General features: G+C 44.5%; 27 protein-coding genes and 1 tRNA gene. 20 read left to right on the top strand and 8 right to left on the bottom strand.

Annotated elements, in window-relative coordinates; genetic code table 11:
- Positions 1-299 precede the first annotated feature (299 nt).
- The 6 genes from QZX97_RS11575 to sucD all read left to right on the top strand — a co-directional run bounded on the left by QZX97_RS11575 (position 300) and on the right by sucD (position 3,654).
- A complete protein-coding gene (locus QZX97_RS11575; RefSeq protein WP_295654837.1) occupies positions 300-1,055 on the top strand; it encodes a hypothetical protein in 756 nt (251 codons plus the stop codon).
- Between the two features lie 157 nt (positions 1,056-1,212).
- Positions 1,213-1,428 (top strand): hypothetical protein, encoded by a 216-nt coding sequence (locus QZX97_RS11580; RefSeq protein ID WP_295654838.1) that lies wholly within the window; start codon positions 1,213-1,215, stop codon positions 1,426-1,428.
- A 37-nt stretch (positions 1,429-1,465) separates the two neighbouring features.
- Positions 1,466-1,684 carry a hypothetical protein gene (locus tag QZX97_RS11585; RefSeq protein ID WP_295654839.1) on the top strand — a complete coding sequence of 73 codons (219 nt, stop codon included), beginning with the start codon at positions 1,466-1,468 and terminating at the stop codon, positions 1,682-1,684.
- Positions 1,671-2,093, top strand: coding sequence for a putative toxin-antitoxin system toxin component, PIN family (locus QZX97_RS11590; protein WP_295654840.1), 423 nt, complete (start codon positions 1,671-1,673; stop codon positions 2,091-2,093). The genes QZX97_RS11585 and QZX97_RS11590 overlap by 14 nt, the downstream gene beginning before the upstream one ends.
- 10 nt (positions 2,094-2,103) lie before the next feature.
- Positions 2,104-2,670, top strand: a complete 567-nt coding sequence (locus QZX97_RS11595; protein ID WP_295654842.1) for a PPC domain-containing DNA-binding protein — start codon at positions 2,104-2,106, stop codon at positions 2,668-2,670.
- Positions 2,671-2,763: 93 nt separating this feature from the next.
- Complete coding sequence (gene sucD, locus QZX97_RS11600; RefSeq protein ID WP_295654844.1) at positions 2,764-3,654, top strand: succinate--CoA ligase subunit alpha; 891 nt, start codon at positions 2,764-2,766, stop codon at positions 3,652-3,654.
- Between the two features lie 77 nt (positions 3,655-3,731).
- Here the strand turns inward: sucD and QZX97_RS11605 are convergent, their stop codons facing one another.
- Positions 3,732-4,262, bottom strand: a complete 531-nt coding sequence (locus QZX97_RS11605) for a hypothetical protein (RefSeq protein ID WP_295654846.1) — start codon at positions 4,260-4,262, stop codon at positions 3,732-3,734.
- A 187-nt stretch (positions 4,263-4,449) separates the two neighbouring features.
- On the opposite strand from QZX97_RS11605, the gene QZX97_RS11610 reads away from it, so the two are divergent.
- The 4 genes from QZX97_RS11610 to QZX97_RS11625 are packed head-to-tail and all read left to right on the top strand — an operon-like array spanning position 4,450 to position 6,143.
- The gene (locus tag QZX97_RS11610) at positions 4,450-4,815 is read left to right on the top strand and encodes a methionine-R-sulfoxide reductase (RefSeq protein ID WP_295654848.1); all 366 of its coding nucleotides are present in this window, start codon (positions 4,450-4,452) and stop codon (positions 4,813-4,815) included.
- A gap of 54 nt (positions 4,816-4,869) precedes the next feature.
- Positions 4,870-5,085, top strand: a complete 216-nt coding sequence (locus tag QZX97_RS11615; RefSeq protein ID WP_295654850.1) for a hypothetical protein — start codon at positions 4,870-4,872, stop codon at positions 5,083-5,085.
- The gene (locus QZX97_RS11620) at positions 5,085-5,453 is read left to right on the top strand and encodes a type II toxin-antitoxin system VapC family toxin (RefSeq protein ID WP_295654851.1); all 369 of its coding nucleotides are present in this window, start codon (positions 5,085-5,087) and stop codon (positions 5,451-5,453) included. Before QZX97_RS11615 ends, QZX97_RS11620 begins: the two co-directional genes overlap by 1 nt.
- A gap of 24 nt (positions 5,454-5,477) precedes the next feature.
- Positions 5,478-6,143, top strand: a complete 666-nt coding sequence (locus QZX97_RS11625) for an HAD family phosphatase (RefSeq protein ID WP_295654852.1) — start codon at positions 5,478-5,480, stop codon at positions 6,141-6,143.
- 11 nt (positions 6,144-6,154) lie between these two features.
- Here the strand turns inward: QZX97_RS11625 and QZX97_RS11630 are convergent, their stop codons facing one another.
- Positions 6,155-6,538: a type II toxin-antitoxin system VapC family toxin gene (locus tag QZX97_RS11630; RefSeq protein WP_295654854.1), complete on the bottom strand. Its 384-nt coding sequence runs from the start codon at positions 6,536-6,538 to the stop codon at positions 6,155-6,157.
- Positions 6,538-6,741, bottom strand: coding sequence for a DUF2281 domain-containing protein (locus QZX97_RS11635; protein WP_295654856.1), 204 nt, complete (start codon positions 6,739-6,741; stop codon positions 6,538-6,540). Before QZX97_RS11635 ends, QZX97_RS11630 begins: the two co-directional genes overlap by 1 nt.
- A gap of 350 nt (positions 6,742-7,091) precedes the next feature.
- On the opposite strand from QZX97_RS11635, the gene QZX97_RS11640 reads away from it, so the two are divergent.
- Both QZX97_RS11640 and QZX97_RS11645 read left to right on the top strand, forming a co-directional pair.
- Positions 7,092-8,603 carry an alpha-L-fucosidase gene (locus tag QZX97_RS11640; protein WP_295654857.1) on the top strand — a complete coding sequence of 504 codons (1,512 nt, stop codon included), beginning with the start codon at positions 7,092-7,094 and terminating at the stop codon, positions 8,601-8,603.
- 71 nt (positions 8,604-8,674) lie between these two features.
- Complete coding sequence (locus tag QZX97_RS11645) at positions 8,675-10,324, top strand: alpha-L-fucosidase (protein ID WP_295654859.1); 1,650 nt, start codon at positions 8,675-8,677, stop codon at positions 10,322-10,324.
- Positions 10,325-10,415: 91 nt separating this feature from the next.
- Here the strand turns inward: QZX97_RS11645 and QZX97_RS11650 are convergent, their stop codons facing one another.
- The gene (locus QZX97_RS11650; RefSeq protein ID WP_295664663.1) at positions 10,416-10,577 is read right to left on the bottom strand and encodes a hypothetical protein; all 162 of its coding nucleotides are present in this window, start codon (positions 10,575-10,577) and stop codon (positions 10,416-10,418) included.
- Between the two features lie 89 nt (positions 10,578-10,666).
- Here QZX97_RS11650 and QZX97_RS11655 point away from each other — a divergent pair, with 89 nt between their 5' ends.
- Positions 10,667-11,356 (top strand): class I SAM-dependent methyltransferase, encoded by a 690-nt coding sequence (locus QZX97_RS11655; protein ID WP_295654863.1) that lies wholly within the window; start codon positions 10,667-10,669, stop codon positions 11,354-11,356.
- Between the two features lie 153 nt (positions 11,357-11,509).
- Here the strand turns inward: QZX97_RS11655 and QZX97_RS11660 are convergent, their stop codons facing one another.
- Both QZX97_RS11660 and QZX97_RS11665 read right to left on the bottom strand, forming a co-directional pair.
- The gene (locus QZX97_RS11660; RefSeq protein ID WP_295654865.1) at positions 11,510-11,749 is read right to left on the bottom strand and encodes a sterol desaturase family protein; all 240 of its coding nucleotides are present in this window, start codon (positions 11,747-11,749) and stop codon (positions 11,510-11,512) included.
- Between the two features lie 550 nt (positions 11,750-12,299).
- A tRNA-Met gene (locus QZX97_RS11665) sits at positions 12,300-12,372 on the bottom strand.
- Positions 12,373-12,517: 145 nt separating this feature from the next.
- On the opposite strand from QZX97_RS11665, the gene era reads away from it, so the two are divergent.
- The 4 genes from era to QZX97_RS11685 all read left to right on the top strand — a co-directional run bounded on the left by era (position 12,518) and on the right by QZX97_RS11685 (position 17,624).
- Positions 12,518-13,396, top strand: a complete 879-nt coding sequence (gene era / locus QZX97_RS11670; protein ID WP_295654867.1) for a GTPase Era — start codon at positions 12,518-12,520, stop codon at positions 13,394-13,396.
- 84 nt (positions 13,397-13,480) lie between these two features.
- Positions 13,481-14,782 carry a ribosome biogenesis GTPase Der gene (der, locus tag QZX97_RS11675; protein ID WP_295654868.1) on the top strand — a complete coding sequence of 434 codons (1,302 nt, stop codon included), beginning with the start codon at positions 13,481-13,483 and terminating at the stop codon, positions 14,780-14,782.
- Between the two features lie 158 nt (positions 14,783-14,940).
- Positions 14,941-16,017 (top strand): ligase-associated DNA damage response exonuclease, encoded by a 1,077-nt coding sequence (locus QZX97_RS11680; RefSeq protein ID WP_295654869.1) that lies wholly within the window; start codon positions 14,941-14,943, stop codon positions 16,015-16,017.
- The gene (locus QZX97_RS11685) at positions 16,014-17,624 is read left to right on the top strand and encodes an ATP-dependent DNA ligase (protein ID WP_295654871.1); all 1,611 of its coding nucleotides are present in this window, start codon (positions 16,014-16,016) and stop codon (positions 17,622-17,624) included. The genes QZX97_RS11680 and QZX97_RS11685 overlap by 4 nt, the downstream gene beginning before the upstream one ends.
- Before the next feature lie 195 nt (positions 17,625-17,819).
- Here the strand turns inward: QZX97_RS11685 and QZX97_RS11690 are convergent, their stop codons facing one another.
- A complete protein-coding gene (locus tag QZX97_RS11690; RefSeq protein WP_295654873.1) occupies positions 17,820-19,400 on the bottom strand; it encodes a S41 family peptidase in 1,581 nt (526 codons plus the stop codon).
- Between the two features lie 99 nt (positions 19,401-19,499).
- Between QZX97_RS11690 and murQ the strand changes: the two genes are divergently transcribed.
- The 3 genes from murQ to QZX97_RS11705 all read left to right on the top strand — a co-directional run bounded on the left by murQ (position 19,500) and on the right by QZX97_RS11705 (position 21,957).
- Positions 19,500-20,312 carry an N-acetylmuramic acid 6-phosphate etherase gene (gene murQ, locus QZX97_RS11695; protein ID WP_295654874.1) on the top strand — a complete coding sequence of 271 codons (813 nt, stop codon included), beginning with the start codon at positions 19,500-19,502 and terminating at the stop codon, positions 20,310-20,312.
- Positions 20,313-20,568: 256 nt separating this feature from the next.
- Positions 20,569-21,135, top strand: coding sequence for a hypothetical protein (locus QZX97_RS11700; protein WP_295654875.1), 567 nt, complete (start codon positions 20,569-20,571; stop codon positions 21,133-21,135).
- 84 nt (positions 21,136-21,219) lie between these two features.
- Entirely contained in the window at positions 21,220-21,957 is a 738-nt protein-coding gene (locus tag QZX97_RS11705; protein WP_295654877.1) for a Bax inhibitor-1/YccA family protein, read from the top strand.
- Positions 21,958-22,005: 48 nt separating this feature from the next.
- Here the strand turns inward: QZX97_RS11705 and QZX97_RS11710 are convergent, their stop codons facing one another.
- Positions 22,006-22,452, bottom strand: a complete 447-nt coding sequence (locus QZX97_RS11710; protein WP_295654879.1) for a hypothetical protein — start codon at positions 22,450-22,452, stop codon at positions 22,006-22,008.
- Positions 22,453-22,977 lie beyond the last annotated feature (525 nt).

A 22,977-nucleotide genomic window follows, 5' to 3' on the forward strand; every position in this document is an offset into this window, starting at 1 on the left:
CCCGACATTACCGGCGTGCATTGGCGCTACACTCGCTCCGTAAATTTTTCTCACTCGTGCCCCGTTTCGAAATGACATTTTTTACCAGGCACATGGGTATTTATGGGTATCTTTCAGAGAACGTTTTTACTCATGTTCCTTATTCTTTACTCTTTAAAACAATCTATACAAGGTACGAAATTTTGGTGGGATTGGCAAGAAATAGCGACCACTTTAAGTACGCACAACCCCAGCATAGGGAAGGTTGACGGAAAGTCTTTATGCGAAAATTATAAAATTATACATAATATTACATACAAATGGAAACGACTAAGCACAATGACTTTTTACCGCTACTTGAGGTTTTTCGTTTAGGGCTGAGCAGAGGGATCGTACAAAAAAATGACGTAATACAATGGGCTGACAAAATCATAAACGATACCGACGCCCCTGATTATTTTTTTATTGAACTATCGTTAGGTAACAATGCAAATAACCTCATCGAGATAATTGGCCAATATGTTAAACCGCCATACGGCCCCATTTGCTACAGGGTGCTTTTGGCTCTTATTTATCACCGTCACCCTATCCAGGATGTTACAGAGGTTGAAAAAGTAGCCATTTTGGTAGGAAGTATTTCATCTTGGGATATACTCACTTCGTTTGAAACGGACACCATCTACATGTTCGACGATTATGATATATACTATTTACCTGATCTAACCCAATTACAGGTAGAACTAATCAATTTCTTGAGTATCTACGAGGCGTTCACACTCGAAAATTATGAACAATGGGCCGATATTAATGGAAAGGTATTGGAGTTGGTAAATGAGGAAGCAATAAAAGCTGAGATAGTTAATAGATCGATCAGAAAAGCCTGGACAAAAAAAGCAAGGAATGAAAAACTAAAACGGTATATTAAAGGTTTTGCAGGTGTTTTTATCATAAGTTTGTTTGTAATAGTTCTTGCAAACAAGGATGACGGTAACGGTACATTCCCGGTTTATTATTTTTTGGTGATATTTTTTTTTGCAAGAATGGCTTACAGTTGGTGGCGCAGGAAACCGGGATAAAGTGGTGAAGTCCCCCCCCCCGCTATTCGAAGTCTCCCAACTTCGAATCCTTATGCTTGTAGACTGTGTCTACAGTAACCGGCTTCTTAAATCTTACCCCCTTGCTTCGTTCCCTATATTTCGATAGCTTTGTATAACACGGTTTAATTTACGGCTCATGGAACAAATTATTGATTTCGATAACATTAAGGACCCCGGTAAAAAGGAATGGTTGCTACAGTCGTTAAAGTTAATGGGTATTGGTTTTCAGGCTACCGAAAAACCACAAACATTAAAGGAGTATAATGAGGAATTGGAAAGCGGTGAAGCCGAAATAAAACGCTGCGGGTTTATCACTGCCGACGACCTGAAGATTGAGATCCGTAAATGGTAACTATATACTTATATTTGTAATAACAAGGAGGTTTATCATGGAACGTATTGTTTTAGAAGTTGATGATGCGCTGGCAAAGACCTGGAATAACAGCTCGAAAAAGTTCAGGAAGGAATACGAAAGTAAAATTACCGATGTACTGCGGGAAATGAAAGAAGAAGAATTTTTTCAGCTGATTGATAAAGCCGGAAAAATAGCTAAAAGCAACGGCCTTACAGAGGAGAAACTCAACGAGCTTTTAAATGAAAAAGACTGACCATGTATTCGTAATAGATACGAATACCCTGATCAGCGCTTTTATATTACCCGATTCTGTATCCGGTAAGGCAGTAAATAAAGCCATAAAAATAGGTCATATCGTTTTCTCAAGATCAACAAACCGTGAATTTGCCGATGTGTTTATCCGATCCAAGTTTGATAAATACTTGCCGTTGGAGGTTCGTGTCCAGATCATTAATAATTTAAAGTCCCTGGTAATTTTCGTTCAACCCAGAGTAGAGATAACTGCATCCCGCGACAAAAAAGACAATCAATTCCTTGAACTTGCTGTTGCTGCAAAAGCCTCATGTATCATTTCCGGCGATAAAGACCTATTAGTGTTACATCCATTTCAGGGTATACCAATTATCAACGCGTCTGATTTTTTTGCATATCAATTTACCTAAACATTATCCCATGCTCAAAAAACTCATCCTCCCAATCTTCCTCATCCTCCTCATGTCCCAAGCCGCCCTCGCTCAGGACGAATACGTTAAACCGGGCCAAATACCCGTAGTGCCGGGCAAGGCGCCCAACCTCAGGGTAAAACTGGTAAGCAGCAATGGCAATGTAAAAACCTACCTGCTGGTGTTCAACAAAGGCGACGAGATCCTTTCCGGCATGACGGAGTTTGCCGAAAAATACCACGTAACCTGCGCGCATTTTACCGGCATCGGCGCGGTAAGTACGGCAACCCTCGGCTGTTTGGATTACGATAAGAAAATGTACCACGTTGTCCCGATAAAGGAGCAGTCCGAAATATTATCGTTTATCGGCAACATCGCGGTGTTTAACAACAAGCCCGTAGTGCACGCCCATGTGGGTACGGCACCGGCCAGCGGGGTAATGAAAGGCGGCCACCTGTTCGAGGGTTTTGTATGGCCCACGCTGGAAGTTTATGTAACCGTTGAGCCGGCTTCCATCGGCAAAAAACGCGAGCCTGAACTCGGCTTCTTGATGCTCGACCCGGAACCCGACAAATAATTCTAAATATTTGGAATTAATTGTATTTAAGACGATTTATCCTTTGAGATTATATTCATTAAGTTTAGATTTGACCCAACAAAAATAAAGACCATGAGTGTTTTAGTAAACAACGATTCTAAAGTTATTGTACAAGGTTTTACAGGTAACGAAGGCACCTACCATGCCTCCCAAATGATTGAGTATGGCACGGATGTAGTAGGTGGTGTCACGCCGGGCAAGGGCGGTCAGAGGCATTTAGACCGACCTGTATTTAATACGGTAAAAGACGCCGTTGACCAGGTTGGTGCCAACGTATCTATCATTTTTGTTCCACCCGCTTTTGCAGCCGATGCCATAATGGAAGCCGCCGAAGCAGGTATAAAAGTTATTGTTTGTATTACCGAAGGTATCCCCACAAAGGATATGGTGATGGTAAAAGAATATATCAGCGACCGCGATTGTCGTTTAATTGGCCCTAACTGCCCGGGCGTTATTACCGCCGGCGAAGCTAAAATAGGCATTATGCCGGGCTTTATCTTCCGTAAAGGGCATGTGGGTGTGGTATCAAAATCGGGTACCTTAACTTACGAGGCTGTCGATCAGGTGGTAAAAGCAGGTTTAGGCATCACTACAGCTATCGGTATCGGTGGCGACCCGATCATCGGCACACCAACCAAAGACGCTGTTGAACTGCTGATGAACGACCCTGATACACACGGTATCATCATGATAGGCGAAATTGGCGGCGGCATGGAAGCCGAAGCTGCCCGCTGGATAAAAGCAAATGGTACTAAACCCGTAGTGGGCTTTATAGCCGGGCAAACTGCCCCTGCCGGTAGGCGTATGGGCCACGCCGGTGCTATTGTTGGCGGTGCCGACGATACCGCTGCCGCTAAAATGAAAATCATGAGGGAGTGCGGTATCCGCGTAGTGGAATCGCCTGCCGAAATTGGCGCAGCCATGGCCGAGGAATTGGCAAAGCTGGAAAAAGTAGTAGCTTAGTACTTAGTGCTGCGTCCTGATAGCTATCGGGATAGATATTTTAAATCCTGGTCCGGTGGGCCGGGATTTTTTTTGTTTTAAGCTTCTCCGTTAACCATAAAGTCGTAAACAGTATTGGTGGTTAAGTTGATTTTTAGATTAAAAAAGCACGAACCTCCGTCTTCCACCTCAACTATTCCTTTCTTCCAATACGATTTTTCCTCCGGAGTACAGAAACAATTAGCCCAAACAATTTTCTGGCCTTTGGCATCCGTAACGGCAATGAACTGTTTATAATAATCTGCAGGATTATTTATCAAATTGCCCGATATTATCTCATGAGGCTTGGAAGGGTATTTTTCTAACAGTTTTTTATTCTCAGCAAGCTTCATTTTATTATATTCTGAAATCCTTATTGCAATTAGTTTTTCGATGTTTTTTATCTCGTTATCCGACAAACTGGTCGATTTAAATTTCCCTTTAAAAATATACTGGTCAAGTCCGGGATTAAATTTTAAAATTGCATATTTCGATGAATTGATAGATTGGCTTGATTGTGCAATAGTTATAGTGGCGTTATCAATGGATAAAAAGACCAAAATGAGCGCCATTATTAGTTTTAAGTTCATATCATTAAAGTTAGTATTTAAAAGATGCACTTTTTAAAAGGATTCCATAAAGTCAACATTTTGTAAATAACCAATTCCTTACCGTAAGGTTGCAAACCAAAACCCGACTAAAGCGTATATTTAGATATATTTTGTGAGAAGGAAAACCTTCAATCATTCTGTCAATCAATCATTCAATCAATAAAAAATGAACTATAATAAGCTCACCCCCGAAGAAGAATACGTCATCGTACACAAAGGTACCGAAAGGCCTTTTACCGGGGAATATACCAACCATAAAGTACCGGGTGTTTACGAATGCCGCAGGTGCAACTCGCCGCTGTACCGCTCAGCAGACAAGTTCGACTCGCATTGCGGCTGGCCGAGTTTTGATGATGAGATACCCGGCGCGGTAAATCGCGTATTGGATGCCGATGGCCGTCGCGTGGAAATTGTTTGCGCCAATTGCGGCGCGCACCTGGGCCACGTGTTCGAAGGCGAAAGGTTTACGCCGAAAAACACCAGGCATTGCGTTAATTCCTTGTCGATGAAGTTTGTGGCGGATGAAGGCTGAATTTTATTTTAAAAGGAAATTCCGTATATTTATCGTAATAAAAAGAACATTAAAATGTTAAACGAAGTATTGATACCGGACGAAACCCATCATTCTATAGAATTACCTAAAGAATTTTATGGGAAAAAAGTTCAGGTGATAGCTTTTGAAATTAACGAGGCTGCCCCGAAAGACACTCAAAATAAAAATTCTTTTTGGGATGATATAGATTATAATCCTGATTTTCCTTCTATCGAAGAAATTAGAAAAACTGCATGGCCTTCTAAATAATGGTCCTCATTGATACCAACATCCTGATAGAAATTATTAGGCATAATGCTAATATAATTGAAAAATGTGATGCTTTAGGTGTCGATAATCTTGCAATAAGTTCAATATCATATGTAGAATTCCTGGTTGGCAGTCGCGATAAACAAGACCTTTATCGCAACATGAAATTCTTAAATAAATTTCGACAGATCGCTGTTGATGAGAACATCAACGACACATTGATCAGTATTTTTGAAAATTATTCCCTAAGCCACAGGCCATCCATTCCTGATATGCTCATAGCAGCAACTGCAATTTATTATAAAACCCCTTTGTATACCTTGAATAGCAAGGACTTTATTTACTTAGCTGATCTGACACTAATTTAAAATACTTTTGCGCCAAAATATTTTATGGCAAACCCTTTTAAAGCTTTTATTTTTGACCTGAACGGCACCATGATAAACGATATGGAGTTTCATACCCGTGCATGGCAATATTTGTTGAACAACGACCTTGGCGGGAATTTTACCTGGGACGAAGTGAAGCAACAGATGTATGGCAAAAACCCCGAAGTGCTGGTGCGTATGTTCGGTCCGGAAAGGTTTACCATGGACGAAATGGTTGCCTTATCCTTCGAAAAAGAAAAGCGTTACCAACAGGAGTACCTGCACCAACTGGCCCTGCTGCCAGGCCTGATGGAATTTTTGGAAGCAGCCTATCAAAAAGGTATCCCCATGGTCATTGGTTCGGCGGCCATACCGTTCAATATCGATTTTGTGCTGGACAACCTGCACATCCGTCATTATTTTAAAGCCATTGTAAGCGCAGATGACGTGACCTTAAGCAAACCCCACCCCGAAACTTACCTAAAAGTAGCCGAACAACTGGGTATTGAGCCAACCGCTTGCTTAGTATTTGAAGATGTGCCCAAAGGAGCCGAAGCCGCTTTGAACGCGGGAATGAAAACCGTCATCCTCACCACTACCCACCTCCCAGATGAGTTTGTGCATTTGCCCAACGTGCTCCACTTTTCGGATGACTTTACCGACTCCTATTTCGCTGGATTAATCTATTAATACCTTCGTTTTCACCACAAAACTTCACAGTGGTATTTACCGAAATGCTCATCTTTGGTAATGACTGTCAATCGTTCAACTATGCTTTGCGCGATAATGATACGGTCGAATGGGTCGCGGTGGTGAAAATCGAGATTATTGAGACGCTGAATATGTGGAAAGGCCAATGGCAATATTTCGATTGCATTTTCAACTAAAAAGCTTTGGATTTGGTCAAAGGCGGATCTCAGTTCGAGTTTGCCCAGACTTGTTTTTATGGCGATTTCCCAGATACTGGCAATGCTGATAAAGCACTTATTTTCGATGTTCTTTATTTTGCCAGCGGCATCCGGCGGTAGCGAAGTATCGCCGTTGATAAACCAGATAAAGGTATGCGTATCTAACAGGAACTGCATTACATATAGTCCTTAAAATCGGCTAAGGGGTCGTCGAAATCAGGCGACATTTTGAAAAAGCCCTTTGCATAACCAAACTGACGCTCTTTTATACTTTTTGCACTTTTTGATTTTTGATTTAAAAACTCCACAAAATCGCTTACCTCCTTCTGCAGTTCATCAGGCAGTAGCGTAATCTGTGTGTATAGCTCAACATTCGTCATGATAAGTAAAGTTACGAAATTATTGAAGCAAGTTCAAAATACTGTTTGCTGTTGTGCAGGGAAAAACCCACTTCCCGATATATTTAGTTCGATTTGGTACTCCACTTTTCGGATGAATTACCGACTCCTATTTCGCAGGATTAATCTATTAATACCTTCGTTTAGCCATACCGTCATTTTTGGTGACAGAATAGTTTACTATTATAACAGAATAGTTTACCATATAGTCGCGCCATAATGGTTTTTAAATGAGCAAATTGCATTACCAAAAACATTTGTCGTAAACCTTCCACCGGTTAACCGCATTTGAAAACCTGTTTGTAATTATAAACTTATTTAAAACACCTGTTATGAGGCCACAGCTTATCAAACAATTTGTGCTATCTGCATTTTTAATAACGGCATGTGCCATTACCTGCTCGGCACAGCAGGGTAAATTTAAGGCAACGGATGAATCGCTAAAACAATACCAATACCCCGAATGGTTCAGGGATGCCAAGTTTGGCATTTGGGCGCATTGGGGCCCGCAGGCCGTGCCGCGCCAGGGCGATTGGTATGCCAAAAACATGTATGTGGAGGGCAGTCGCCAAAACAAATACCATGTTGAGCATTACGGTCCGCCGGCAAAGTTTGGATATAAAGACATTATCCCGCTATGGAAAGCCGAAAAATGGGACCCCGAAAAATTGATGGCGCTGTATAAAAAAGCCGGCGCCAAATACTTTGTGAGCATGGGCACCCACCACGACAACTTTTTTTTATGGAACTCAAAGGTGCACCGCTGGAACGCTGTGAATATGGGTCCGCACAAGGACGTGGTTGGCCTGTGGCAAAAAGCTGCAAAGGGCCAGGGACTACGTTTTGGGGTTTCGGAGCATTTGGCAGCCAGCTTTAACTGGTTTCAGCCGAGCCACGGGGCAGATAAGACCGGGCCGATGGCAGGTGTGCCTTATGATGGCGCCGACCCGCAATACCAGGATTTGTATCATCAAAAAGCTGACTCATCCGACATTAAAAACTGGCTGAGCAATAACCCCGCCTGGCAAAAGGAATGGTTAACCAGCATTACCGAACTGATAGACAATTATCACCCCGACTTGCTGTACTCGGATAGCGGCATGCCTTTCGGCGATGTTGGTCGCACCATGATATCACATTTTTACAATACCGACATGGCCAAAAACGGCGGCAAACTGGACGCCGTGTACAACTGCAAACAACCATCGGAAGGCAAATGGGCGCAGGATGTGGAGCGTGGCGTGTTGGATTCCATCAGCCCCTTCCCGTGGCAAACAGATACTTCTATTGGCGATTGGTTTTACCGCACCGGCCAAAAATATAAGAGCGCCGATGAGGTTGCGCAACTATTAATAGACATTGTTAGTAAAAACGGCAACCTGTTGCTCAACGTGGTGCAAACCCCCGAAGGCGACCTGGAGCCCGATGTGTTGGCCATTGTGCAGGGTGTTGCCGATTGGACTACCGCCAATGGCGAAGGCATTTACGGTTCGCGCCCATGGAAGATTTATGGTGAAGGGCCATCTACCGTTAAAGCGAACCAGCAAAAGGGCCACTTTGGCGGCCTGAGCGATACCCGCGGCTACCAACCAACCGACGTACGTTTTACCACCAAAGGCGGTAACCTGTACGCTTACTGCATGGCTGCTCAAACCGGCGACATCAAGCTGACTTCGCTGGGCAAAGGCTCGAAATATTTGGACAAGCAAATCGCAGCCGTTACTATGCTGGGCAGCAAAGAAAAACTGACCTGGACACAGCAAGACGATGCCTTGGTGATTACCAAACCGGCCAGCTTGCCCAAATGGCAGGTGGTTGGTTTTAAGGTGGAGTTTAAGAAATAAGATTGGAAATGAACCGGCCATAAAAGACCTAAAGTGTGAGCTGGTAAATTAAAGGGCTTTAGTAAGTAAACATGACACAGAGCAGAAGAAGTTTTTTAAAAACCGGGGCAATTGTTGCAGGTGGTTTGAGTTTAAACAATACGCTATTACAAAGCGCCATAGCTAACACCAATATGTTAGCGAAAGGGCCTTTTGAACCCAATTGGGAATCCTTACAGCAATACAAAACCCCGCAATGGTTCAGCGATGCAAAATTTGGTATCTGGGCCGTCTTTGGGCCGCAGTGCCAGGCCGAATATGGCGATTGGTATGCCAGGCGCATGTACAATGAAGGCGACCGTTGCTACAATTATCATGTTCAAAAATATGGGCATCCGTCAAAATTCGGTTTTAAGGACCTTGTTCATGAATGGAAAGCCGAGAATTGGGACCCGGATGCTTTGCTGAGCCTATATAAAACTACAGGCGCGCAATATTTTTTTGCCATGGTGAATCACCATGACAATTTTGACGCTTTCGACAGCAAATATCAACAATGGAACTCGATGAATGTTGGCCCGAAGAAAGACATTATAGGGGGTTGGGCAAAAGCAACTAAGAAACAAGGTATGCGGTTTGGCGTAAGCGTACACGCTTCGCATGCCTGGACATGGATGGAAACGGCTAAACGTGCCGATAAAAAAGGCCCTTTAGCTGGTGTACCCTATGATGGTTTTTTGCAGAAGAAAGATGGCACAGGCACTTGGTGGGACGGCATGGATCCGCAAGCCTTATATGAACAGAACCATGAACTGAGTATTGGCAGCGATGACGTCAATAGTATCCATAAGCAATGGCGTTGGGATAATGGTGCCAGCATACCATCAAAAGCTTATTGTGATAAATTTTTGAACCGGACCATCGACCTGATTGATAAATATGACCCGGACTTGTTATATTTTGATGATTCGATTTTGCCCTTATACCCCATCAGCGATGCCGGCTTAAAAATAGCCGCACACTTTTATAATACCAATTTAAAAAGAAGAGGCAAACTGGAAGCCATATTGAACGGAAAGGATTTAGATGAGATACAAAAAAAATGTATGGTATGGGACATTGAGCGGGGATCGAGCAATACGCTTGAACCTTTGCCCTGGCAAACGGATACCTGCATAGGAGACTGGCATTACGACCGCACTATTTACGACAGAAACCGGTACAAGACTGCTAAAACAGTAATCCATGACCTGGCCGATATTGTGAGCAAAAACGGCAACCTCTTATTAAGTATCCCCGTAAGGGGCGATGGCACGATTGATGAGAAAGAAACAGCTATTGTAAACGGAATTGCCGAATGGGTAAAGTTAAACGGTGAAAGTATTTTCTCGACACGGCCATGGAAAGTTTTCGGCGAAGGCCCTGCCCAGGAAAAGCCTGTAGCATTGAGTAACGGCCTTGGTTTTAATGAGGGCAAGGGCGTACCTTTTACTTATAAAGATATCCGATTTACAACAAAAGGGGATGTATTGTATGCTATCGTATTAGGTTGGCCCGAAGACGGAAAGGTATTGATCAAAAGCCTGGCCGCCGACAGCAAGCTTCGCCCCGAGCCGATCAATCGGGTTGATCTTTGCGGCGGCCCCTCACTACAATTTGAACGAAAGGCCGAAGGCCTGGAAATCAAATTAGCAACAGACAAACTGGCCACCAACTACGCTTTTGCATTACGTATCTCTTAATTTGCCAAACCGGCAAGCTTGTTTAAGTTGACCAGCTTTGATACCAACAAAAATGCCTTCAGTAATTACTGAAGGCATTTTTTTATTGGGGTTAATTGTTGTTGTGATGTTGGTCGGGATCGTGGTGATCCTGATCGTGTTGGTGCGCTTCGCGGTCGCGGCGGCGGTTTTCCTGATACTCTACCGAGCAGCTCGAGGCTAAACTGCCAACCAGCACCAGCAAGGCGATTATCCTAAACATGTTCTTTTTCATAATGGTTTTATTAATAACTATTACTAACACAACACCGCAAATGCGGAATGGTTTGCGGTATAAATATCCTTCGATACATTTGCGCTGCCATGAGCGATATTTTAGGACAAGCCCTGTACAACCATTACCACCAATTATCCAAACACAAACTTTGGATACATAACCGCTATGGCCCCAAAGAAGAGATGCCTGTTGACGTCTATTTTAGGGATGAAGACGATATGCCCGACCTGGAGTGGCTTGCCCTGAACGAATGCCGGGGCAGCGTGCTCGACATTGGCGCGGGCGCAGGCAGCCACGCCCTCGCATTGCAAGACCGTGGACTGGATGTAAAGGCTATCGATATTTCGCCTTTGGCGGTGCAGGTAATGCAACAGCGGGGTGTTACCCAGGCTGCCGTTGCTGATATTTTTACCTATAACCAGGGCAAGTTTGATACCCTGCTCTTACTGATGAACGGCATAGGGCTGGCGGGTACTACCGATGGCCTCGCGCGCTTGCTGTTGCAACTGGATACTTTACTGAACGAGGGTGGTCAAGTCCTGTTCGATTCGAGCGACGTGGCGTATTTATACGAAGGCAACCTTCCCGAAACAGGCTATCATGGCGAGATTGCCTATCAATACGAATACCATCAACAAAAAACCGATTGGTTTAACTGGCTGTATATGGACGAGGAGCGTATGAGCGACATTGCTGCCGAAGCGGGCTATAACTTTGAGGTGTTGCTCGAGGATGAGTTTGGGCAGTATTTGGCCAGGTTGATAAGGATAGCTTAGGGTGGGCCTTGTTTTATAATCTAAGACTACAAAGTTAGGGGCTTAAAGTTTGGAAAATTAAACAGTGCTGGTACTAAAAAGCTGCAGATTTGTAGTCTGCGGAACAGTAAGCTGTTAGGATGCTATAAATCCCAAGCAAGTAAAACGTTAGTATCACCCCTTGTAATCCATCTTATTTTTAACCAAATCCACAAAGCCTTTAAATACCAGCACCAAAGGCCGGTAGCCTGCAAAGCCGGTAGTAATGCCGTAGGCCACTTTTTCACCTTCCGGGCAATAGGTGCCAAAAAGCTTGTCCCATATAATGAAAACGCCGCCATAGTTTTTGTCGATATAAGCAGGGTTTGAGCCATGGTGCACGCGGTGGTTTGAGTTTGTATCCGTCGTCCTCAACTTCTATCCTGCACGAGGAATCTATCTCTATATGCTTAACCTTATGACCAATGTCAGTCTTATTAGCCACCCAGGAGACGAAGCCATTCCCCCTACCGAAAATATGCCAATCTGCAGGGATTTCAGGTACGCCCAGTCTTCGCCGTGCTAAATTAAAACTCCTGCCATATTTATCCTGGCAGGTCATTTCTTTGTATTCAGTAATATCTTGACGACCTAAAAATCCAAGTAAAAAAAGGTAGGAACAGATAATAAAAACTTTGTAAATTTTCGATTTTCCTTCATTGCTAATGATAGTAACAATCAGCCCTATGAATAAGACAACCAATCCTATCAATTCAAGGGCCAATAAGTAAACAGACTGTGTTTCAGAATAGACCTGCGTATACCCCATAGCAGCGAAAGACAAGCCTACAATAATAATAAAGACAACCCTAAATTTTTTCATTGTTAAGTCAGGTAACGAGTTGCTACCGAATCTCTAATATAAAAAAATCTTTGACAAAAAAAAGCCTCTAACTTTTCAGTTAAAGGCTTCATTTATTGGAGGTAGCGGGAGCAGGACTCGAACCTACGACCTTCGGGTTATGAGCCCGACGAGCTACCAACTGCTCCATCCCGCACTATTTTTGTTGGTATTTGTTTTGGTTCATTACTCCAAAACGGCGTTTTCAATTATCGAAATGCAATTTGTGCTCCGTTTTAATTGGACTGCAAAGATATAATTCGTTTCTTTGCAGTCCAAATAAAATTACATATATTTTTTACATGGCACACAAGGCTGGTTTCGTAAGCATTATTGGCAAACCCAACGCGGGTAAGTCTACACTAATGAATGCATTGGTGGGCGAAAAAATGTCGATCATTACGCCTAAGGCCCAAACTACGCGCCACCGTATACTTGGTATAGTAAACGAGGAAGATTACCAAATTGTTTTCAGCGATACACCGGGCATCATCAAACCACATTACGCCTTGCAGGAAACCATGATGCACCAGGTGGAAGGTTCGCTGCTGGATGCAGATGTGGTTGTGCTGGTTACCGATATCAACGAAAAATATGATGAAGCCGATGTGCTGGAAAAGCTGAACGGGAGTTTGGCCCCGCTCATTGTGGTGGTGAATAAGATAGATAAATCGGACGAGGAAACGGTGAAGGCCAAGATTGCTTATTGGGAAGAAGCACTGAAGCCAAAAGCAGTTTTTGCCACTTCGGCATTGTTGAACCATAACGTACAGTCGATAATGGATTTGGTGCTGGACATGATTCCCGAGCACCCGGCCTATTACGAAAAGGATTTTTTGACCGACAGGAACGACCGTTTCTTCGCGTCGGAAATTATCCGCGAAAAGATATTCAAACTATACGAAAAAGAAATACCTTATAGCACCGAGGTGGTGATCACTGCTTTTAAGGAAGAAGCAAAAATATACCGCATCAGCGCCGAAATTATTGTTGAACGCGACTCGCAAAAAAACATCCTGATTGGCCCGGGCGGCGCCATGCTGAAAAAAGTTGGTACCTACGCCCGAAAGGATATGGAAGAATTTTTCCAACAAAAGGTTTTTTTGGAGATGTTTGTAAAAGTAATTACCGATTGGCGCAGTAAAAAGAATTACCTGAAGCAATTTGGGTACGAGCAATAAGAATCAAGATGCAAGAATCAAGAACCAAGACAACGCAAGGTCTTAATTCTTGATTCTCGGCTCTTGAGTCTAAATTAAAAAAACATGAGCAACATAGTAGCCATAGTAGGCCGCCCGAATGTGGGCAAGAGTACCTTATTTAATCGGTTGATAGAGGCCCGTAAAGCCATTGTTGACGATATGAGCGGCGTTACCCGCGACAGGCACTATGGTGTATCGGAATGGACCGGACACGATTTTACCGTGATTGATACCGGCGGCTACGTAGCCAACAGCGAAGATGTTTTTGAAAGCGCCATACGCGAACAGGTACTGATAGCCATTGAAGAAGCATCGGTGATATTGTTTGTGGTGGATGTTACCACCGGTATTACCGATTTGGACGATGAGATAGCTACTGTTTTGCGCCGCAGCAAAAAGCCGGTGTTTGTGGTGGTGAACAAGGTTGATAATAACTCGCAGCAAATTGATGCTACGGTATTTTACAGCTTTGGCCTGGGCGAGATTTACAATATCTCATCAATGACGGGCTCGGGAACGGGTGAGTTGCTGGATGAGGTAGTGAAGTGCTTTGACGATGAAGTTTTAGAGCCTAATACCCTGCCTAAATATACCATCGCCGGAAGGCCGAATGTGGGTAAATCATCTTTCATCAATACCTTGCTTGGTAAAGACAGAAACATTGTTACCCCGATAGCAGGTACCACCCGTGATTCGATACATATACACTACAACCAGTTTGGCCACGATTTTATGCTGGTGGATACTGCCGGTTTGCGCAAAAAAACGAAGGTGAAAGAGAATATCGAGTTTTATTCGGTGATGCGCACCATTAAAGCTTTGGAAGAGGCCGATGTGGTTTTGCTGATGATAGATGCTGTGGAAGGCATTGAGTCGCAGGACATCAATATTTTCCACTTGGCGGAGAAGAACAAAAAGGGTATTGTTATTGTGGTAAACAAATGGGATTTGATAGAGAAGAACAACAAAACCACCAAGGTTTTTGAAGAACTGATCCATCAAAAAATTGCCCCTTTTGTGGATGTGCCCATTGTATTTACTTCGGTAATGGAAAAGCAGCGGATATTTAAAGCCATTGAAGCCGCCAACCATGTTTACGAAAACCGCATCAAAAAAATACCTACTTCAAAACTGAACGAGGTGATGCTGCCTATCATCGAGGCTTTCCCCCCTCCTGCCATTAAGGGTAAGTACGTGAAGATTAAATACATTACCCAGATACAAGGTACGGCGCCAATGTTCGCGTTCTTTTGTAACCTGCCGCAGTATATCAAAGAACCTTACTATCGTTTTATCGAAAACAAGCTACGCGAGAACTTTGATTTTGCCGGCGTGCCGATACAGGTGTTTTTTAGGCAGAAGTAGTTTTTAGTACTTTTTAATGAGGTGTGTTCACTGCAATGTGTTGATCTATGTTGTCGTGTGATTTGAAATACGCTTATTCAGTCAACCGAATCCCATAAAATATCAAAAAGCAAAACCTGTAATCAAAAAGGCTTAACTTTCCGCTAAGCTTTTTGAGTATGGCAAAAAAAAATCTGCTCGAATTTACAGATCGCGGCATTTATTGCGCGCAGGGTAATTTCTATATTGACCCCTGGCTGCCGGTTGATTACGCAGTAATTACCCATGCCCATTCCGATCATGCCCGTATTGGCAATAAACGTTACTTAGCGCATCATTACTCAGCGCAGGTGTTGCGGTACCGCCTTGGCGAGATACAACTGCAAACCGTTGAATATGGTGAAACCGTAACAAAGAACGGAGTATCCATCAGCTTATTCCCAGCGGGGCATGTAATAGGGTCGGCACAGGTGAGGTTAAGTTATCAGGGTGAGGTATGGGTTGTGTCGGGAGATTATAAAGTAGCCGACGACGGTATTTCCACGCCCTTCGAACCCGTGCACTGCCACCATTTCATTTCGGAATGTACCTTTGGGATGCCCGTTTATAAATGGAAACCACAAGCAGAAGTATTTGCCGAGATGAATAATTGGTGGCGGCATAACCGGGCTAACGGCTTAGCCACCGTGATTGTTGGCTACAGCTTAGGCAAGGCGCAACGTATATTGCAAAACCTCGATCTTTCTACAGGTAAAGTGTATACACACGGTGTTATCGAGAATACCAATGAGGCCCTGCGCCGTAACGGGATACAATTGAACCCTACCGAACGAATAACGCCACTAACCTCAAAAGATGAGGTGCGCAAGGGCATTATACTGGCGCCGCCATCTGCGGTGGGTACGCCATGGATGCGGCGTTTCGGCCCGTACGATTTTGGGTACTGCTCGGGTTGGATGAGTATACGCGGCGCAAAAAAGCGAAGAGCGGCCGACCGGGGCTTTGTACTTTCTGACCATGCCGACTGGGATGGGCTGTTGAGTGCCATTAATGCTACCGGTTGCGAGACCGTATACCTGACCCACGGCTATACCGCCAGCTTTTCGCGATACCTCAGCGAAATCGGTTTCGACGCGCGCGAGGTATATACCTTGTTTGGTGGCGAAGAAGATGCCCCCACCCAAGCTCCCCCGGAAGGGGAGGCTTTTGAAGTCCTTCCGTTATACAACGGAGAGGATCTGGGAGGGGCTTCATGAGAGCCTTTGCCCAACTCTTCCTCTCGCTCGACGAGACGAACAAAACCAACGAAAAGGTACGAATACTGAAAGAATACTTCCTGTCGGTACCCGACACGGACAAAATGCATATGCTGGCTTTGTTTACCGGCCGCAAGCCTAAACGGCCCATCAACGCTAGCCTGGTGCGCACCTGGGCTATAGAGATGGCATATATCCCCGCGTGGCTGTTTGAAGAAAGTTACCATGTGGTTGGCGACCTGGGCGAAACCATCGCTTTGCTGCTGCCAAAAAACAATGTGAGCAATAGCAAAACCCTGACGGAATGGATAGCCGAGATTAATGCGATAGGCAATAAAACGGAGGAGGAGCGTAAAGATTGGCTCACTGCTTCCTGGGATATGATGGACGCACAGGAGAAATTTGTGTTCAACAAAATATTAACCGGAGGCTTTAGGGTGGGTGTATCACAAAATTTGGTGATCAAAGCTTTGGCCGATATCTCGAACCTGGAGGCGGCGACGCTGACGCATCGCCTGATGGGCAAATGGCAACCAGAGACCTACTCCTTTGAGCAATTAATTGCAGAACAAGGCGCGCTGGACGATATATCGCGCCCTTATCCCTTCTTTTTGGCTTATCCCATACAGGAAACATCCGAAAAACAAAAGTCGCCGGTAGAGCTACAAGCCAGTTTGGGCGATGCTGCAGAATGGCAGGCCGAATGGAAGTGGGACGGCATACGCGCACAGATGATTAAACGCCAAGGCCAAATATTTATTTGGAGCCGGGGCGAAGAACTGGCGACCGAAAAGTTTCCGGAATTGCACCCTTTTTTAAATGCACTACCCGATGGCACCGTGTTGGATGGCGAGATATTGACCTTTAAAAGCGGACAGCCATTGCCTTTTAGTATTTTACAAACCCGCATTGGGCGAAAAAACCTGAGCAAAAAGATATTGGAAGAAAGCCCTGTGGCGGTTATTGCTTATGATTGTTTGGAGTTTGAGGGCGAAGACATACGTAGCAAAACACAGATTGCCCGCCGGGCCATTTTGGAGCAATTACAATTAACTACCCCTTTCCCCGAGGTATTCAGGCTTTCGCCAATCATCAACTTTACAAGCTGGGACGAATTGAGCGAAATGCGAACACAATCGAGACGTATGATAGCCGAGGGTATTATGCTAAAGCGCAAAAGCGCGCCTTACCAGGTAGGCCGCCGCCGGGGCGATTGGTGGAAATGGAAAATCGACCCGCTATCGGTAGACGCGGTAATGATATACGCCCAAAAGGGCCATGGGCGCCGCGCCGACCTATATACCGATTATACATTTGCTGTTTGGGACGGCGATAAGCTGGTACCCTTTGCGAAAGCCTATTCGGGACTGACGGATGAAGAGATCCGCAGGGTAGACAATTTTGTAAAGCGCAACACACTCGAGAAATTTGGCCCGGTACGTACCGTAAAACCCGAGCTGGTTTTTGAAATTGGCTTTGAAGGGATTAACCGATCGACGCGGCATAAATCGGGTATCGCGCTGCGCTTTCCGCGGATATTGCGCTGGCGTTTAGACAAGCCGAAGGAAGAAGCGGACACCATAGAGACGTTGAGAGGCATGTTATAAACTTGGGCCAAAATCAGTTTCATGGTTGAAATAGAACGGGAAAAAATTATTTACAGCTTATTTTTTTGCTATGATGGTTTTGGGCGTTTATTTACGTTGGTGAATAGTCATGAAGTTGCCGGGTAAGGTTGCAGCAGCGCATTTGATAACGTAAAAGCTAACCGGTACACACAAATCATTTGCACATTCGCATATTTACAGCACCTCAATAGCTTTTTTTAACGTTGGGTCGTCCTTGTTGATGGTTTTGAAGTAGGCTTCGTCGCCCCATTTAAAGCGGGCGGCGGCGGCTTTAAGGTACAGGCGGATGTTATCTGCCGAGCGGGCTATTTCGTTCGAATCAAGTTCCTTGAGGGTTTGCGTGGCGTAGATGATGAAGTTGGTAAACTCGGCAGGGCTTACCTGATAGCCTGCATTAAAAGTATCGAAATTAGTATATTTCCTGAGTGTTCCCTTCATTTTTTGCAGCACATAGGCATCAAACAGGCGGCGGTTGTTCAGGTCGTAAAAAAGGCTGGTGTTACCCATGGTATCAGCGGGCACAAACACATCGGGCATAATGCCGCCGCCACTGTATACCTTGCGCCCGTTTGCGGTATGGAATTTTGAGGGTTGGCGGAAAACACTGTCGTCCATATTGCTTTTGGCCGAGAAAAGCTCTCCTTTTTGCATGCGGGTGGTCAGTTCGTTATGGTAATCGCCGGTGCCGTTTTTGTACGATTTTTGAATGCAGCGCCCCGACGGGGTATAATACCTGGCCACGGTAAGGTTAATGGCCGAGCCATCATTAAACGCGAATTGCTCCTGCACCAAACCCTTGCCAAAGGAGCGGCGGCCCACGATGGTGGCACGGTCGAGATCCTGCATGGAGCCGGCCAATATTTCGCTTGCTGAGGCCGAGTATTCGTTGATGAGGATGGCGAGTTTACCTTTAATAAAGCTGCCGCTATCGGTAGAGAAGTAATCGGTACGGGGTTCGTGTACACCTTTGGTGTACATAATGAGTTTACCGGCAGGTAAAAACTCGTCGGCCATGGCTGTAGCGGCGTTGAGGTAGCCCCCGCCATTAAAGCGCAAATCGAGCACCAGCTTTTGCATTCCTTGCGCTTTTAGGGCTTTTATAGCAACCTGAAAATCCTTATCAGTGGTAGCGGCAAATTTACTTATCTTAACATAACCTGTTTGCGGCGCGACCATGTAGGCGGCATCCAAACTGCTGAGGGCAACCCGGTCGCGGGTGATGCTGATATTTTTGATGACCGGCGAGGTGCCTTGCAATACGCCCAATTGCAGCACGGTGCTTGTTGTACCGCGGAAAGCATTATCCACCACATTTTCACTGAGGTGTGTACCTGCGAATTTTTGGTTGTTGAGGGTAATCACTTTGTCGCCAATGCCGAGGCCGGCTTTATCGGCAGGGCCGTTTTTTATCACATTGCTTACGTAAAGGGTATCTTTAATGAGCAGGTACTCGATGCCGATGCCCTCAAAGCCGCCGTCGAGCGTCTCGTTGAGCGTGGTAGCGCGCTGCGGCGGAAGGTACATGGAGTGCGGGTCGAGGTTTTGTAAAAACTGGTTGGCGGTTTCGCCCTCCAGGCTGTCGGTGTTTACCGAATCGACATATTTATCGTGCACCAGCTTCACCACACGCGACAGCTTGTCGTCCTTACTAAAAACAAAACGATGGCCGCTAAAGCCATTGTTTACCCAAATGCCCATGATGGCACCGATGATGAGCAGCATCAAGGTTTTCAAAAAGGTTTGGATGTTTCGCATAAGTGCGCTAATTTAACGATTGTATAATAATATTTATAGTTGCGCATTTGATGTATCTGATAAAATTTGCCGATTTTTGTACTATAAAAGCAACAGACCATGGAAAGAGTAACCGAACGCGATTCGAAGTATAACGATTTGGAGCAAATGTCGGTTGCCGAACTGCTCCACAATATCAACAACGAGGATAAAAGTGTTGCTTTAACGATTGAAAAGGCATTGCCCGAACTGGAAAAATTGGTTGCCATCACCGCCGAAAAAATGAAGGCCGGAGGCCGCTTGTTTTATATTGGCGCGGGTACCAGCGGCCGGTTGGGCATTGTTGACGCTTCGGAAATACCGCCGACTTATGGCGTGCCTTTTGATTGGGTAATTGGTATTATTGCCGGAGGCGATGGAGCCATTCGCAAAGCGGTGGAGTTTGCCGAGGATGATACCGAACAAGCCTGGAAAGACCTGCAGAAATACCAAATAAACGACAAGGACGTTTTGGTAGGGTTGGCGGCATCGGGCACTACGCCTTATGTCATCGGCGGTTTGCAGGCCGCCAATAAACACCATGTAACCACGGGTTGTATTGTTTGCAACGCAGGCAGCCCGGTTGCGGCGGCGGCCCAATACCCTGTTGAAGTGGTTACCGGCCCTGAGTTTGTAACCGGGTCGACCAGGATGAAGGCGGGTACCGCGCAAAAAATGGCGCTCAATATGTTAAGCACAAGTGTAATGATATTATTGGGCCGGGTGCAAGGCAACAAGATGGTGGATATGCAATTATCTAACAATAAACTGATTGACCGGGGGACGAAGATGGTGATGCAGGCCACCGGCTTGAACGAGCCGATAGCGGCCGGCCTGTTGGAAAAGTATGGCAGTGTGCGTAAAGCTATTGACCATCATTTTCAAACTTCGTAAATATGCGGATGTGCTCCCGATAGCTATCGGGATGAGTAAATGTGCAGATGATTTGAAATGATAGCGGCGGGTTGACTCACCCCGACTACGCTACGCTGGTCGGCCCTCTCTTTCGCAAGCGAAAAAGAGGGCAAAGAAAAAGAAAATGGGGTTTACCCTCTTTCCGCCGCAGGCGAAGAGAGGGTGGTCGAGCAGAGCGATGACCGGGTGAGTTAAACGAAGCGGCAGGTTTGCCGAATAAAATTAGGAGTATAAAATGCACGAGATAGAACCATATTACCGCTGGCGCGATGATTATGTAGCATCGGAAGATGAGCATTCGCCATTTTACGCGGTAGAATACAATGAGTTTGAGTTTGATAAGCAGGTGTACAATTACCTGCTGCACCCGCAATGGGATTCGTTTGGCTCGAATACTTTATACCTGAAGGTGCTTTATGTGGATTACGACCGTGGCTATACCATTATAGAACTGATTGGCGAATGGAACGACGCGATTGACAATGACATTATGTTGCTCAAGCGCGAGATACTGGAACTGATGATGGACGAAGGCATCAACAAATTTGTGCTGATTGGCGAAAATGTGCTGAACTTCCACTCGAGCGACGATTGTTATTACGAGGAATGGTTTCAGGAGGTGGAAGATGGCTGGATAGCGGGCATCAATTTCCGCGAGCATGTCATCAACGAGTTCAAAACAAACAATATCGACTATTACATCAACTTTGGCGGCGCGTTGGACGATTTGGGTTGGCGGGCGCTAAAGCCTTTGCAGGTATTTAAAAAAGTTGAAGAACAATTGGTGAAACGTTTGAGCTAATAATTTACCTTTGGCTTACTAAACCGAAGGAAAATACGTTTATATTTATATCACAAAATTTTTTAATAAAAGGATAACTTAAAAATGGAAGTAAAAAGAGATGACTACGTTTATGATAACGTAATACAAGTAGAAGACGAAGCCACTATTGCTTCGCGCAGGTTTTTGGCCGGGGTGTTTACCTGGATGTTTGTGGCATTGGGCATATCGGCATATGTTGCTTATTTGTTTTACAGTAACTCGGCTTACCAAGAGCTGGTTTTCAATCCAACAACAGGAGGTTTATCCGGGTTCGGGTATTTTGCGGTTTTCTCGCCCTTAGTTTTTGCCTTAGTGATGCAGATTGGCTACAACAGAATATCATACCCAATTTTGGTTTTATTATTTATTACCTATGCCAGCCTGATAGGCATTAGCCTTGGTTTGATATGCTCCCAGTATACAGGTGGTTCTGTCGCATCGGTATTTATCAGTTCGGCATTGCTTTTTGGTGTTATGGCTGCAGCAGGATACTACACACATCAGGATTTGACGAAGTTTGGAAACATTATATATATTGCTTTCATCGCCTTGTTTATTTCTTTCGGAATAAACTATTTTATTCATAGCGAACAGTTAGACTATATTTTAAGCTTTATCGGTGTGGCTGTATTTACGGGCTTAACAGCTTATTATATGCAACTGTTAAAACGCATTGGCGCGGGTATCGAGTATGGTTCGGCATCGGGCAAAAAGTTAGCGCTGATTGGTGGTTTAGTATTATACATTACGTTGGTAAACCTGTTTATGATGCTGTTGAGGATATTCGGCAGAAGGAGATAATCGATATTGAAATATGGAAAGCCCTGCGAGTTTCGCGGGGCTTTTTTGTTATTTAAGAACAATCGTATACTTCAGGCTATCTAACTGCTTTGGTGTAAGGTCTATTCTACGAAATATATTGCTTGGTGATAGCGGTGTATTTTCAGGTAGTTTTTGAATATCTCTTTTATAAAAGGCAATAGTCAAGCCGCTATCTGCTAATGCAACATCCTTCCAACTATGGGCATTGATTGACGGGTGTATAGTGTCATTTGGCAATATTTTTCTAATGTTAATATTATAAGCAACATCGTAGTCGTACTTGCGATTTGTGCTTGCTGCGGTTGAGTCGAACGAAAAATTGTAGTTGTAATCATTTAATCTCTTGTAGCCGTGAACATAGCAGTATAAAGAGTCCGGTGTGTGATTGATAATAGTTATATCATCATTGCCCGGGTCATAGATACAAGATGCAAAAAGAGCTACAAGGCATAGTAATAGTAGTCTGGTTTTCATACGATGGCAAATCTGGTTTAAATATAGGTGCTGATTTGATAATTTGAAGGATTTTTCTTACATTGTATGGATTGAGACTCAACATTAAAGAATCAAGAGTTAAGACAAAAGCAGTTCTTTGAAATACCCATATTTACCCATATAGTGAGATGGAAGATGTAAAATGGAAAACGGAAGATGTGTTTTGAAATTTACCCATAATTACCCATGGAGTCTGTTATTAGGTCATTATTAATTTGCTTCCCGGTAGCTATCGGGAGCACATAGTGCGGATACCCATATTTACCCATGTAGGGAGATGGAAGATGTGTTTTGAAACGTACCCATAATTACCCATGTGCCATTAAAGGCCGGAGGCCTGGAAATAGTTAGTCACGAGCGATGACGTGGCTGTTGCGCAACGAACTTTTACAAGCATGTTAATTTTGTAGTAAATTGAGGTCCATTAGCTTTTATAACAACAGGGTCAAGTGTCACTTTAGGTTCTAACAGGTTCAATATAGCATCCCAAAGTTCTTTCTCTCC

The sequence above is a fragment of the uncultured Mucilaginibacter sp. genome, assembly GCF_903893715.1.
GTDB lineage: Bacteria > Bacteroidota > Bacteroidia > Sphingobacteriales > Sphingobacteriaceae > Mucilaginibacter.